This is a genomic window from Streptomyces sp. NPDC029159 (genome assembly GCF_055564055.1).
The window spans coordinates 167388-181724 of the sequence record NZ_JBVHWT010000002.1 but is presented as its reverse complement, the minus strand read 5'-3'; the positions used below and the strand labels follow the sequence as shown (position 1 = coordinate 181724).

Below are 14337 nucleotides of genomic sequence, written 5' to 3'. Positions count from 1 at the left end.
GCCCACGGCCCATGCCCCGACTCGCTTTCGCCCAGAGCTTCTGGGACGGATTCGACACCCTGGAGAAGCCGGTCAGAGCCGGCGTCCGCAAGGCCATGACGAAGTTCCAGGCCCTGACCGTAGCCGAGCTCAACGCTGACAAAGGCCTGCATCTGGAATCCGTGGAGAACGCCCGTGACCGGCGGATGCGCACCATACGGATCACCGACTTCTGGCGCGGCGTGGTCCTCGCGCCGGACGACGGCAGCGATCTCTTCCTCCTCGTCCATGTGCTGCCGCACGACGACGCGTACACCTGGGCGGCGAAACGCCTGTACAGCACGAACAGCGCCACCCGCGGCCTGGAGGTACGTGACACGGTCGCACTGGACGAGCTGACACCGCTGTATGAGACGGCGTCCCGCAAGGCGCCGAAGCTGCTGTTCTCCGGCGTCTCGGACGGAGTCCTGCGCGAACTGGGCATCGACGCCCAGGTGTTGCGTGCGGCGCGCTCGATGGCGGACAAGGCGCAGCTGGAGGCGTTCGCGACGCTGCTGCCCGAGGACCAGTTGGAGGTCCTCCAGTACCTCGCGGAAGGATTCTCGCCGGAGGAGGTCTACCGGGACGTGGTGGTCGTACGCCGCCCGGTGGACGCACCGCCCGAGCCGGACGAAGACCTGGCCACCGTCATCAGCAACACCACCGCCCGGATCCGTCTCGTCACCGGCCCGCAGGAGTTGGAGGAGATCCTGGCGAAACCGTTCGCGGCCTGGCGGGTTTTCCTGCACCCCTCCCAGCGGCGGGTTGCCCAGCGCACCTCGTACGGCGGTCCGGTGCAGGTCACCGGCGGCCCGGGGACGGGAAAGACGGTGGCCGCGCTGCACCGGGTCCGGCACCTGCTGGGGCGGTCGCCGGACAGCCGGGTCCTGCTGACGACGTACACCAACGCGCTGGCCGCCGGACTGCGCGACATGCTCGGTCTACTCCTCGAAGACGACGAACTCCTACTCTCCCGGGTCGATGTCACGACCGTCGACGCCTATGCCAACGGCGTGGTGCGGCAGCACACCGGCGTCACCCCGAAGCCAGTGGGCGACCGCGACCAGCGGCAGCTCTGGGAGAAGGCGGTCGAGCAGCTGGATCTGCCGTTCCAGGCCCGCTTCCTGGCACAGGAGTACCGTCACGTGGTGCTCGGCCAGGACATCCGTGATCTGGACGGCTATCTCGCGGCGAGCCGGCGCGGACGCGGCACCGGCCTCGGAGCGGCCAGGCGCGGGCTCGTGTGGAACGGCGTCGAGTGGTTCGAAAAGCTGCTGCTGGAGCGCGGTGCCACCACCCATCTGCGGGTCTGTGCCCAGGCGGCCGATCTGCTCGCCTCCGGTCCGGCCCCGTACGACCATGTCGTGGTGGACGAGGCGCAGGACCTGCACCCCGCGCAGTGGCGGGTGCTCCGGGCCGCCGTCGCCCCCGGCCCCGACGATCTATTCCTCACCGGCGACCCGCACCAGCGGATCTACGACTCCCGGGTGTCGCTCGGCTCGCTGGGGATCGCCACCGCCGGCCGCAGTTTCCGGCTGCGTCTCAACTACCGCTCCACCGAGGAGATCCTGGTCTGGTCGGCGCGCCTGCTCGCACCGGTCAGCGTGGACGCCCTGGAAGGCGAAGGAACCGACTCCCTGGCCGGCTACCGCTCGCTGCTGCGCGGCCGCCGACCTGAGGCCGGCGGGTACACCACCCAGCCGGAGGAGTACGCCGCGCTCGTGGACCGGGTGCGGGCATGGATCGGCGAAGGGCTCGCACCGCACGAGATCGGGGTGTGCGCCCGGTTCAACCTGGCACTGGACGCGGCGGAGTCCCGGCTGAAGGAAGCTGGGATTCCGGTGGTGCGGGTGAAGGGGCAGGTCGCCGCGGAGACGCCAGGAGTCCGGCTGGCCACTATGCACGCCATGAAGGGGTTGGAGTTCAGGGCGGTCTCCGTGCTCGGGGTCACGAAGGGAACGGTGCCCTTCGCCCGCGAGATCACCCCGCTGGAGACGGACGCACCGCAGCACGAAGCCGACCTCCTGCGCGAGCGCTGTCTGCTCTTCGTCGCCTGCACCAGGGCGCGCGAGGCACTGAGCGTGAGCTGGACCGGAAGTCCGAGCGAGTTCCTGCCGACCTAGGCGTGAACGGGTGACTCTGAGACTGCGGGCCCCGGCACTGCGGCGGCATGAGCGCTGCCGCAGTACCGGGTCCACGAACTGCAGCAGCACCAGATCTGCCCCTGCACCGGGACCACGGCGGCTCCGCCCCTGGAGCCGCCCCGCCGGATGTCCTCAGTCCTCCGGGGCCAGAGCGCCGGTGGAGAGTCCGTCGCGGGCCAGCTCGGCGAGCTGGCGACTGAGCTCGGACACAGCCCGCATCGTCGCCTCGAATTCGGTGAGGTCCCGGAAGGCCGCACCGTATCGGCGCTGTTCCTCGATGGCCAGCTGCGGAATCCTGGCGCCCTTGGCCTCCAGCCGGTAGGTGCCGGAGGCACTGGTGGCACGGCGGGTGTTGGCCGGGCTGCGCAGGAAGCCCTGGAGGTAGTCGGTGTCGAGCTGGTCGCTGACGGAGACCGGTTCCGGGCCTTCGAAGGTCACGAGGCCCGCCCGGAGGAGTTCGGCGACGCCCGTCGTGGCACCGTCGAGCGAGCCTGCCCCCGTACCGGGCCGTAGCTGAGGCAGCAGTGCGGCCAGTCGGCGCAGCTGCTCCTCCAGATCGCCACGGAGGGCCGTGAACTCACCGGAGTAGTCGCGGTGCACGGCCTGGAGGTGGCTGCCCGGGGTGAGGTCAACCGTGTCGTCGAGGAGACTGATCGGAGGGACGTCCACGATCTGCTCGGGGCGGGGGGCGAGGCTGCCGTCGGGATCGTTGGCGGTGAGGTCCACCATCCGCACCGTGGCCGGGGGGACGTCGGCCGGCCCGGGACGACGCAGAGTCCAGAGGTGAACGGGGAGGGCGTGCGAGGAGGCCGTGCCCGGCGGCAAGGCGACAACCTGAGTGAGGATGCCCCTGCGGACCATCTCGGCCCTGATCCTTCGCCCGGCCTTGCGGTAGGCGACCGAGGCGGGCAGCACGATCACGACGTGCCCGCCCGGCGCGGTGTGTGCGTAGGCGTGCTGCAGCCAGGCGAGTTCGCCCTCCGCCTTGGACGGGGTACCGAGTTCCCAGCGTGGATCGAGAAGGAGTTCCTCGCGGCCCCATCCGGTGACGCCTACCGGAGGATCACAGACCACGAGTTCGGCCCGGAGGTCGGGCCACCGGTCGTCGCGGAGCGAGTCGCCTGTCTCGATCCGGATGTCGGGCATCGAGGACAGGGCGGCACGGAGCCTGGCGAGCCGCGCGGAGTCGGCATCGGCCTCCTGCCCGCGGCAGAGCGCCCCGGTTTGCCCGGCGACGGAGAAGAGCAGCAGACCGATGCCACAAGCAGGATCGAAGACCGACGCCCCGGAGGGCAGCGGCGGCGCGAAGTGGCGTACCGCGAGGGCCAGGCGGGTCGACGTCACCTGATCCGACCCGGCGCGGCGTACGGCGTCGGTGAACCGTTCGGTCAGTGCGTTCACGACGTCAACGGGCCGCTCGGTTTCGGCGAGTGTACGGACGCGCGCCACGGCTTCGCGCGACAGGCGCAACCCCGACAGCCCTCGACCGTGCCCCTCGGAGAGCAGCTCGGCCACATCGGCGAGTCCGGCGACCATGTCCTCTCCATAGGCGGCCCGCAGCTCCTGCCAGAGCTGGACCTCGGCCGAGACCTCTTGTCCCTTCCGCTGCTTCTCCAGCCACGCCTGGATTTCGGCCAGCGCGAACAGCGGGCTGCTCGCCCCGCCTCCCGAGGGGGCGGGGAAGTCGCCGTAGCGGCGCCGCCAGTTGGACACGGCGGCGCGAGTGACGCCGGCCAGCCTCGCGATCTCTGATCCGGTGACGAGGGGGCCGGTGGCGGGGGCAGCTTGGTCCGACATACGCCCACCGTACACGCAGTGGCGCGATGAGGGAACAGCAACAATGCGTTGACAACGTACACAGGTAACTGTCACTGTTCTTCGTATACAGGCGAGGCTTCGTCAGCCTTCTTGCCCCCACAGACGCTCGGAGAACTTCCCATGGCCACCCACACAGCAGTCCGCACCGTCTATCGGCTCTCCACCCTCTCCCCGACCCCCGAGGCGATGTTCGAGGCACTCGACCACGAACAGCTCGACCGGCTGGGAGCCGAACTGCACCACCCCGACGTCCTCGGCGTGCCCGCGGTCTACCTCACCTACGGCAAGGAGGAGGCCGCCGACACCTGGTGCGCCCCCAACGCCCGCACCACCGGAATCCCGGTCTTCGAACCCGTCCGCCGCACCGGAGCCCTGCTACTCCTCGCCATCGACGGCCAGGTCTACGCCGTGACCTGCGGAAACGGCTACCGCCTGGTCCCCGACGCCCACAAGGACAAGCGGTTCGGCCTCTCCTTCGCCATCCGCATGATCGACCCCCGGCACATCAGCGGCGCCGTCACCAAAGCGCTCGGCCGGCCGCGCACTGACATCTCCCTGGTAGCCGCCGGCACCTCGGTCCCGGCGCTCGGCATCCGCGACCAGGCACGGGTGGTCCGCCACCTCGGCGGCCATCTCGACGACGTCCCGCTCACCCGCAGCCGCCATGCCAACGGCCGGGCCTACAGCGCCCAGGGTGGTGTCGGCCTCCGCCTTCCCCTCGGCATCGAACCGGCAGATCTGGTCGAAGACCTGCGCACGATCACCCAGGTCTGCCAGGACGACATCCCGCACCCCGACCTGGAATTCGTCGACCACATCGTCCCGGTCACCGACGCCATCACCCGCGCCGCACTCGACGCCTCCCTCGACCGCCATCTCGGCGCTCCCCCCGACGGACGTATCTCCTTCTCCGTTCCCCTCGAACTGCACGACACGTATGCAGAGGCCACCGTCTACAGGACCCGCATCGGCACCACCGAGGCCTATATGTCCGACGACTTCGACCTGGCCTACGTCCTCACCCGTGCCCGAATCAACCGACCCGGCAGCCGTCTCGCCGCCCTGCGCGACGGCACGGTGGCCCTCCACCGCGGCCCTTCGCCCAGATCCTCCGTACCGTTGGCGACCACCCGCACACTGGACTGGATCCAGGCCGACTTGTCCCTCGGGTCACGGACGTACTGCCTTCTGGACGGCGACTGGTACGAGCTCGGAGCCGGGTACATCGACTCCGTCCGAGACGACCTGCGACGGTTGTTCACTGATGCCGCCGTGTACGGCCTGCCGCACTGGCCCGAAGGTGTGAACGAACGCGCCTACAACCGAGCGGTCACAAAGGTCCAGCCTGAATGGCTTTTCCTCGACGGCGAGTTCATCAACAACCCCCTCAAGCGCACCGATCGGGTCGAAATCTGCGACCTGCTGACTCCCGACGGCACCCTGGTCCTGGTCAAGCAAGCCGGTTCCTCCGGCTCCTTCAGCCACCTTCTCGGGCAGGCACAGGTCGCCGTCGAGCTCCTCGTCAACTCACCCGAGGCACGCTGCCAGTTCGTACGCCGGGTCGCACAGGACAGTGGCGGGCGAATCAGGCTGCCCGAAGACTTCACGCCTCGTCGGCTAGTCCTCGCGGTCCGACACAAGTCCGGAGCAACCTTCACACCCGACTCGCTCTTCGCCTTCTCCCAGATCACGCTCCACCGGACAGCACAGGAGCTGACCACACGCGGGGTGAGCGTCGAGGTCATTCCCGTACCGACGGCAGCCGGGATCGCTCGGACCACTGCGGCATAACGTCCCCGCCTTTTGTCCACCGATGTCTGCCAGGGCAGGCGTGCACTGCGTGCCGAATCTGCTCGACGATCACCCCAGAATCGCGGTTTCTCGCAACCCGCACGACGACCTGACAGAAACTCTTCCGGATAAGGCTTGGGCACAGCGACACCCTTCCCACCCGCCCGCAAGCCAGTTCAGATGCCACCCGATTGCGCGGCAATCCCGCCTGGCACCTTCCTACGATGCACGACTCGCGAGCCCTCACTGCCTGTTGATCTCAGCCAGTACCGATGCCACAGTCTGCACCCGCCAACCTGCCATTCTCAGCCGTACCCCCCGATCACGCCAGCCCCGCTGCGACCACCGATCTGACAACCCATCAGAATGTGCGTCAAGCGAGCGTCACCATTCGCGACAGGACATCATTTCGGCAAGGCGATATCGCGTGTAACGACCACACCACCCGAAAGGCGCTGGTCTCGAACTAGCAGGTCGGGCACCCTCCACGAGCACTTCAAGGCCCGTGAGTCGCTCCACATGGCGCACTTCGAAGAACAGGTCGACCGACCCACTAGAGGCCTACAAGATATCGAAGAAACTGCAGGTCAGATGCCCTTTGTGACCGGTTCAAGAATTGCCACGCACTCTACGTGCGAGGTCATCGGAAACAGGTCGCCCTGGACGCAGGCGGCAAAGCACCAGGTCAGAGAGCCTTTCGTGTCTCGAATGTGGGCCAGGGGGCACCCGGAGCGTCAAATGAGCGTCACGCTCGTGTATCGGTTCGGCAGTTCGGCACGGGCAATCTGGCGCGTCATGGCTACCCGCAGTACCCCCAACAGTACGAAGCCTCACGCGGTGTCCCGGTGCGTACATCGGGCCGCCGGGTGCCCACACCTGCACCGCCCCAGTTGGCGGGTGACCCCCGCTGCGACGTCGCTGACCGAGTGCGGGGATCTACGCACCGATGGCGCATCGTGACGCAGAGGCCGTCGCGGATCAACCGGAGAGGTTTTGAGCGGGCCTGGCGGATCCGGCCATGCCGGCGGTCGCGTGGGCCGATCACGCCCGCGAGACGGCCGCCCGTCCCGGGGCCAACGCGCTACGCCCCGGGCAAGCGGAGGTACTGCTGCTGCTCCTTTCCGTCGGGCTGCCAGATGTACAGAACGTCGCCCTCGATGGCGTAACTGCGGGTCAGGACAGCGGCCTTGCCGCACGGGGTGAGCTCCTCTCTGGGGCGCTCGGCCGGGCTGGAGATGACGCTGGAGTCGTCCACGGCCGCCAGGACCTCCTTCCAGACGCAGCGATTCCCGGTGGAGTTGTCCACACCCTGGATGAAGACCTTGCCGGGCTTCGCCTGCTCAATGGTGAGCCGGGTCGACCACTTGTCCCCATCGCCCATGGGCACCCACTGCCCGAGGAACTTCTCGGGCACGGGCGTCCTGCCCGCCCTGACCTTACGCAGGGCGCCCCTGAACCGGCCGTCGTCCGTGGCGAAGTCGAGGGTGCCGTCCTCCTCGCCGATCTTCAGGCTGTACGACGGCAGGGGCTTGCACGCGCTGCTGCTGAAGGCGTCCTTAATACGGGCCTCCCCCAGGGAGAGCCGGGCCGGGGACACCGCCTTCAGCTCCTTGTTCTCGACGCAGAGCGATCCGCCGCGCGTGTTGCGCAAGAGCACGGAGGAGGACCTGGCGACCGTACGACCCTGCTTGTCCTTCTCGAACTCGACACGTACGTACGTACTGCCGGGCATCTCGCCCTCCCAAGCCCCGAGGAACTGCTTCGGCACGGTCACCTCCGCCGGAGCACCGTCCGTACCGCTGTCCGTACCCTTGTCGCCCCACGGGTCCACCCTGATCAACGTTCCGACGGAGAAAGCCAGTACAGCGGCGGCAGCGCCGAGGACGGCGATCCGCTTGGCCCACCGCTGTGCCCCCGGCCGCGCGGGCAGGGCGATCTACTCCGCTTCCGGCAGCGCTCCCCCGGTCGCATCGGTCCGCTCTGGCCCACCCGGCGTCCGCACCTGCGGGTCAAGGTCCAGCAACTGCGCTGCATGCCGCCCGAGCTGGTCGAGCACCTCGCCCGGCAGCCACGGCCCCGCCGTCTCTCCGGCGCCGGTACGGGCCGCGAGCTCCGCGGGCGTGAGCCGCTTCTCCGGCGCCTTCTCCAGGCACTGGCGTAAGAGCCCGAGCATCCCCTCAGGCACGCCTTCTAGGTCCGGCTCCTCCTCGGCCACCCGGAACATCTGCGCGTGCAGCCCGATGTCGAGGCTGCCGAACGGGATGCGCCCAGTCGCCGCGTACGCGAGAACCGAGCCGAAACTGAACACGTCACTCTGCGGCCCGACTTCGAACCCTCGCACCTGCTCCGGCGACATGAAGCCGGGCGAGCCGATGACAACTCCGGTGCGCGTGCGGAAGCTGTCGCCGGAAACGGCGTGCAGGGCGCGGGCGATGCCGAAATCGATGACGCGCGGGCCGTCGACGGTGACGAGGACGTTGGACGGCTTCAGATCCCGGTGCACGAGACCGGCGCCGTGGACGGCTTCCAAGGCGAGTGCGAGCCGGTGCGCGAGGGTGCGCAGCGAGTGCTCGGGCAGCGGGCCGTGCTCGGCGACGACGGTACGGAGGTCGGGTCCCGGTACGTAGCCGGTGGCGACCCAGGGGGTCTCGGCGCTCGTGTCGAAGTCCAGGACGGGCGCGGTCCAGTCGCCGCCCACGCGCCGTACGGCGTCGACCTCCCGTGCGAACCGCTGTCTGAAGTCGTCCTGCCCGGCGAATTCGGCCCGTACGACCTTCACGGCGACGGTCCGTCCCCCTGCGGACCGCGCGAGGTAGACCCGGCCCATGCCCCCTTCCCCCAGCACTCCGAGGAGCCGGTAGGGCCCCATCTCGGGCGGATCGTCTGGGGTCAACGGGTTCATGCGAGGACGATACGTCAGAGGGGATGGGGGCGGGTCGGGGTAGAGCAAGTCAGTTGTTGAGGTGGGAGGTTGGTAAGCCGTGGGCGAGTTCTTCCTACCTCGCGTCCTGACCCGGCACAAGAAGCGCGTCAACCTCTTCCCCAGCGCGCCCAAGGACGTCGCCACGGCCCTGGTCTTGGGCGTATGCGACACAAGTCGACCCGTGGCAGGACCAGCTGAAGGCTCCGCCGAGCCATCCGGCGACGCGATAAACTCCACGAGATCGTGAGGTCAATACCTATGCCCACCCGTAGGCGTTCAACCCTGATGCCCGTTGGGCCCTGACCCAAGACCTGTCGGTCAACGAGGCGTCATTCCCGCTCCCTCATCGCCGACAAACGGCTTCGCCCTGTCCGTGGAGGACAGGGCGAAGGAACGTTCATGCGCCGATGGTGAGTGGGATTTCCATGCGTTCCCAGGCTCCGAGGACGGCCTTGTGTGCGTCCGGCTGGAGGTGGGCGTAGCGCTGGGTGATCTGGAAGCTCTCGTGGCCTAGGAGGTGTTGGACCTCGTAGAGCGAGACTCCCCTCTGCACGAGCCACGAGGCACAGGTGTGGCGCATGGAGTGCGGCGGGTAGTGCGGAACGAGTTGCAACTCGCCGTCGTCACCGAAGTGGTAGGCAGCCTCGACGGCAGGCCACCAGGTCTGCCGACGCCAGTTGCTATCGGCGAGGAGGCGCCCGGAACGGCCCTTGGTGATGGTCGTGAAGACCACTGCGTCGCGGTCGAGCCGGTGGGTGTGGCGTTCGAGGGCCTCCAGGACGTGGGGCGGGAGCGGGACCTCCCTGCGGCTCTTGGAGCTCTTGGGGTACTCCTTGATGCCGCTCTTGGTATTGACCTCCACCACGAAAAGGCGGGAGCGGCGCGTGTCGATGCGATGACGGTGCAGGCCGGAGAGTTCTCCCCAGCGCAGTCCGGTGTAGAAGCCGAGCAGGCACATCGTTCGCCAGACAGGGGCGAGTCCGTCGAGGATGCTCTGCGCCTGGTCGGGCGTGAACCACTGCGGCGGTTTGATCGCGATGGGCGGCAGATCGATACTGCGGCAGGGGCTGACCGCGATCACATCGTCGTCGACCGCTGCGCGCATGATGGACGACGTCAGGTTGTAGGCCCGCTTGATCGCGGAGGGGCCTGTGCCCTTCTCGACCAGGGAGCGGATCCAGCTCTGGACGTCCATGCGGGTGATGGCCCGCATTTCCCAGTCTGCCCAGTAGGGCATGACGTGGTTCTTGATGCTCGACGCGTCGCCTCGCAGGGTGTGGGGTTCGACGATGCGGGCGTTCCACCATCGATCGTGCCACTCCTGGAACGCGATTTCGCCGGCCCGCGGGTCGCGCATGCCTCCGCGGGCGAACTGGGTCTCCAGGTCGATGCCCCAGGCCCGCGCCTGGGCCTTGAGGGGGAAGGACTCGCTGAACCGGTCTCCGGCCCGGTTGCGGACGGTCGCCTGCCACTTGCCGGACTTCAATTTACGCAGGTACGCGGTACTACTCCTTCGTTCGGGAACGGTGAGGGCGGGACTGGCGGCGAGAGATCACCGGCGGGTGCGAGGGGAAGGAACCAGCCTGCTGGCGATGAACTCCTCCAGCCCGGCAGCGGGGACACGGACGCGGGATCGTTCCGTTCCGGTGCGCAGGTCGACGACGGGGAGGTCTCCAGCGGCGATGAAGCGGTAGATGGTGCGACGGTCAACGTCCAGGGCGGCGGCGACAGCGGGAATGGACAGCAAATGGGCAGGCATGCGCGAGTCCTCGGAAACAGAGGCGGAAAAGCCAAGCAGGCGAATTGATTCAGCCGGGCTGTCGGTGGTCCACGGCGCAGGTCAACCAGCCCCGTCAGGGCAGTGGGACCAAATCGCTGAGGGGCCGGCCATGTGACACGGCCGCGTGAGGCGTGGACCACCGACGTTCGGGAAGTATGCGGCGGTGCTCGCGCGCTCGGATCATGAGTCGGAGCGCGGGACGGGAAGCTACCGCTCGGGAATGTCGGGAAGGCGCAGGATCTCCTCCAGGTAATCCCAGTCGATCTCGACGTCTTCCAGCCGGAAGCGGTGCGGGTACCGCAGCGCAATCCAGCTCGCGCTCACACCGGCCCACTCGGCGACACCCCACGCCGGTACGCCCGCGTCGAGCCAGCGGTCCAGGCAGGAGTCACGCAGGCTGGAGACCTGCTCCCCCAAGCCTGCTTGAACCTCGTCCGGGCTCAACACCGCTTGGCGAGCCTGCCTCCACGCCCTCATGTACTCGGAGGACGCCAACGGCCCACCCTGCTCAGCCGGGAACAGCAGATCTTCGGATTCCAAGTCCGCCTCGTCGATCCAGCGCCTCAGCACACCCACGAGGTCCGGAGAGATAGGAACCCTCCGGCCCTCGCCGGCACGGACCAGCACCTCCCCGAGCTCCCCGTCCGGGAGCGTCACGTCGTGTACCCGAATCGAGGCTGCTTCGCCCGGCGAAAGCGCGGTGCCCGCCATAGAGGCGAGGAAAGGGAAAACGGCCCCCGAGGATTCCTGCTGGATCCACTCCAGAAGGGCGCGGACGTGGTCCGCAGAGAGCAAGGACGATTCGCCTATTGCCAGCTTCGACAAGCTACATGACTCCTCACACGAGACATCGGGACGCGTCGGCGTCCCCTGGTCATTCAATGGTCCGGAGAATCGGCGGTTTGGCTAACCGCCGATCGTCGGCTATGTTGCGCCCGCGACGCACCTCTCGCGGACCCGGTTGATGCACAGAGAGCAGGTTTCACTTTCCGAAGACGCTCTAGGTTTACTTCCTTCGCCGAGTTAACCCAGTCCGTACAGGACTCAATGTGTCCGCTGTCGGCGAATCAGAATGAAACACCCAGAAATGGACGTCGGCAGCCAAGAAACACGAGAACAGAGCAGGTGCCTTCTAAGCGCCTACCCTGTCTCACGTAGCCCCATCGAATGACTACTGCACTCGCTCCGCAGCAAACCATTACCGAGAAATCCCCTTCACCTCTCGCTGCCTGACTGTCCTGCTTTAGCCGAATGTGCCATTCAACATGCCGCAGACACCGAACCGCTGGCGACTAATTCGTTCGAACCAGCGACGGTGACACAGCGTCAGCGATACAGAATGGAAGTTCGACACAGATTTCCCAAGCCTGCCGCCAGTGGCAGGGCAGCCGAAAACAATCGCTTATGCGTTCGACCTCGGAGTATTGTCAGTGCCGTGTCCTAGCGTGAATTGCCAGTCGAGCGAATGATGTTGGGGGGCTCTCTGTGTTCTTTGGCGAGTCATCTGCGGCGTACGAAAGCATCACGTCGCGGATGAAGGCGCTGGCCGTGGTTCGGCCACTATTAGCGCTCGATGAGAGTCCGGCGAAGCGGGAGCGTGGCTGGGAGGAGTACCGGCTGGCCGAACTCGCCTTGGCAGCCATCGACTTCGTGACGCTGCGGATAGGGGCGCGGACGGCAGTTCGGCAGGAAGCCGTCGTGGAACAGGTGGCTGAGTCTGCGGCGCTCCAGGTTCCCGGACGGGCGGGTACCGAGTATCGGGAGGTCGCGCGCTGGCTTGTGGAGCGGATGATCAACACCGAGAGACACGACCGGTGCTTTCGGCACGAGATCGGCAGCGTGACAAGCGACGGCTTCGTCGTCAGGGAGTTTCCGTTCCAGATCCTCAAAGACGTGCCGGACGAAGCTGGACAGGCTGCGCTGACAGTTACTGATGCGGCCATCACGGTGCTCGTCCATGCGGTCGATGTGGACATCGCGTCAGAGCAGATCGCGGCGGAGGCCAAGCTGGCCGCGCTGCTCAAGCGCGCGCGGATCGGTGAGGCGTGGCAGGCCGCCCGCACCGCCCACGTGCAGAGCATCCGGTACGCGAAGGAGCTGCTCGACCGCATGGAGGAGATGAAACGCAACGTACGGGCCATCGACTGGGAGGCGGATCTTGAGGACCCGCTGAAGGAGGCGCAGGAGCACGTTGAAGAGAGGTCTCGGGCGGAGACTCAGCTGAAGGCGCAGGTGGCGCAACTGCTCGCGGTTACGGAGGAGGAAGACAAGCGGCAGCGGCTGGAGGCACTGGATGCACTGATCGAGGATTGTCTTCAGCGGCACCTGATGCTCATCGACATGCTGCTCAGGGTGGTCCCGGAGTTCCGGCGCCAGCAGGACCGGCAGATCTTCGTACCTCCCGTGGTCCATGCACGGGTGCACCTGCGCAGCCAGCTCCTGGAGCCGGCGCTTGAGCTGAATATCGACGACAGCGAGCGGCCCCTGGAGGCGTTCGTGCGCGGGGTGCTGGGTCCGGTCCGTCCGCGAGTGATGTACCTGCCGGACTACTTCGAGGCCCTCACACGGATGCCGGAACAGGCCGAGGTTGAGCTGGTCGCGGTGGGTGCACCGGACGACTGGGAAGACACGTCCGATCCACCGAGGTTCGACGACGCGCAGCATGCATGGGTGGACAGGTTGCTTTCAGCTGTCTCCGGGGAGGGCGTGCGACTGTCTCGGTTGCTCGAGCGTGCCCGCCAGTGGGGCGAGGACAGAGGGCCTGGTGACGACACTGACCATCTGCTGGCTATGGAGACCGCGCATCGGTTTCGGCATGTCCCGGTCGCCGAGCTGGCGCGCGGTGAGGAAGCCGTCATTGTCGTGGATGACGGGACTGAGTTGGACGACACGGTTTTCGGTGGCAGCGACTTCCTGCTGTTGCCGGCCGCGGGTGAACCGGTCTCCGACAACGTTGATGCGACCCCGGACATGCAACCGCCCCATTCGCCAGAGTTTGTCCCCCTCGCCACGAACGACGATCTGGAGCCGAGTGCATGACGCAGTACGACGATGTTGCCGCAGCAGCCCGGATGGTGGCTCTGGCTATGACACGCGGCAAGTCCCCAGGGCGCTCTGGAGACTACGCCCGCCTCGTGCGGCGGTTCGATACGGAACCGGACTTCGCACAGCTGGTACGGAAGGTCGCGCAGGGCTTTGACCTCACGGTTCAGGAGGTACACCCGCAGGCGGGGCTGGTCCTGGCGACCACGAACGAGACGGACTTTGCCGTCTCGGTCACCGACCTCGTGCCGAATGCGGAGAACCGGCCGCTGTACCTGCTCGCCCACCTGGCCATCGCGTCGCGGGCCTTCCCGCGTCCGGAGAACTTGGACGACGACGAGCACGTCGCCCGGGTCTCGGTGCAGAAGGTCGACGGAGACGTTAGGGCCTACGCGACCGTCCTTGAGCGCCGCGCTGCAGCCGCCGACGAGGACACCGACCCGCCGGCCGGCAGCCCCGGGCTGGAGGGTTTGTGGCGGGCCTACCTGCGTCGCAACCCCACCGGTCGTACGGACAAGGACAGGACTCCGCGGTCGGCGACTTACGCGCTGGTGAGGAAGGCGTTCACACATCTCGAGCAGCGCGGGTTCGTCCGCGCGACCAGTGAGGAAGAGGGCGGCACGTACGCCACCAACGTCCTGTACAGGCTGCACATCCGTGACCAAGCAGCCCGGGAGATGCTCCAGGAATTGGCCGCCCTGGGCGTGGCGGCCTTGCCGCACCACGATGCGCCACTCCCATCCGAGGATCCGGAGCAGCCCGATGCTACGGACCACGGCATGCTCCCGGAATCCGCCCCAGCCACCTGACGCCATCGCGAT

10 protein-coding genes are annotated in these 14337 nt (G+C 67.4%); 4 read left to right on the top strand and 6 right to left on the bottom strand.

From position 1 onward, the window contains the following. Positions 1–11: 11 nt before the first annotated feature. Positions 12–2141, top strand: a complete 2130-nt coding sequence (locus tag ACZ4U4_RS05055) for a UvrD-helicase domain-containing protein (RefSeq protein ID WP_467869052.1) — start codon at positions 12–14, stop codon at positions 2139–2141. A gap of 153 nt (positions 2142–2294) precedes the next feature. Here ACZ4U4_RS05055 and ACZ4U4_RS05050 read toward each other — a convergent pair whose 3' ends face one another. Continuing rightward, positions 2295–3959 carry an N-6 DNA methylase gene (locus ACZ4U4_RS05050; protein WP_467869051.1) on the bottom strand — a complete coding sequence of 555 codons (1665 nt, stop codon included), beginning with the start codon at positions 3957–3959 and terminating at the stop codon, positions 2295–2297. A gap of 141 nt (positions 3960–4100) precedes the next feature. Between ACZ4U4_RS05050 and ACZ4U4_RS05045 the strand changes: the two genes are divergently transcribed. Beyond that, positions 4101–5771 carry a TIGR04141 family sporadically distributed protein gene (locus tag ACZ4U4_RS05045; protein WP_467869050.1) on the top strand — a complete coding sequence of 557 codons (1671 nt, stop codon included), beginning with the start codon at positions 4101–4103 and terminating at the stop codon, positions 5769–5771. A 1081-nt stretch (positions 5772–6852) separates the two neighbouring features. Here the strand turns inward: ACZ4U4_RS05045 and ACZ4U4_RS05040 are convergent. The 5 genes from ACZ4U4_RS05040 to ACZ4U4_RS05020 all read right to left on the bottom strand — a co-directional run bounded on the left by ACZ4U4_RS05040 (position 6853) and on the right by ACZ4U4_RS05020 (position 11299). Next, complete coding sequence (locus ACZ4U4_RS05040; RefSeq protein ID WP_467869049.1) at positions 6853–7539, bottom strand: RraA family protein; 687 nt, start codon at positions 7537–7539, stop codon at positions 6853–6855. Positions 7540–7707: 168 nt separating this feature from the next. Beyond that, entirely contained in the window at positions 7708–8673 is a 966-nt protein-coding gene (locus ACZ4U4_RS05035) for a serine/threonine-protein kinase (protein ID WP_467869048.1), read from the bottom strand. 418 nt (positions 8674–9091) lie between these two features. Continuing rightward, positions 9092–10180, bottom strand: coding sequence for a tyrosine-type recombinase/integrase (locus tag ACZ4U4_RS05030; protein ID WP_467869047.1), 1089 nt, complete (start codon positions 10178–10180; stop codon positions 9092–9094). Positions 10181–10246: 66 nt separating this feature from the next. Next, positions 10247–10453 carry a helix-turn-helix domain-containing protein gene (locus tag ACZ4U4_RS05025; protein WP_384600701.1) on the bottom strand — a complete coding sequence of 69 codons (207 nt, stop codon included), beginning with the start codon at positions 10451–10453 and terminating at the stop codon, positions 10247–10249. Positions 10454–10681: 228 nt separating this feature from the next. Next, positions 10682–11299 carry a tyrosine-type recombinase/integrase gene (locus tag ACZ4U4_RS05020; protein WP_467869046.1) on the bottom strand — a complete coding sequence of 206 codons (618 nt, stop codon included), beginning with the start codon at positions 11297–11299 and terminating at the stop codon, positions 10682–10684. A 660-nt stretch (positions 11300–11959) separates the two neighbouring features. Between ACZ4U4_RS05020 and ACZ4U4_RS05015 the strand changes: the two genes are divergently transcribed. Both ACZ4U4_RS05015 and ACZ4U4_RS05010 read left to right on the top strand, forming a co-directional pair. Continuing rightward, positions 11960–13513 carry a hypothetical protein gene (locus tag ACZ4U4_RS05015; protein ID WP_467869045.1) on the top strand — a complete coding sequence of 518 codons (1554 nt, stop codon included), beginning with the start codon at positions 11960–11962 and terminating at the stop codon, positions 13511–13513. Continuing rightward, positions 13510–14325, top strand: a complete 816-nt coding sequence (locus ACZ4U4_RS05010; RefSeq protein WP_467869044.1) for a hypothetical protein — start codon at positions 13510–13512, stop codon at positions 14323–14325. The genes ACZ4U4_RS05015 and ACZ4U4_RS05010 overlap by 4 nt, the downstream gene beginning before the upstream one ends. The last annotated feature ends 12 nt before the right edge of the window (positions 14326–14337 follow it).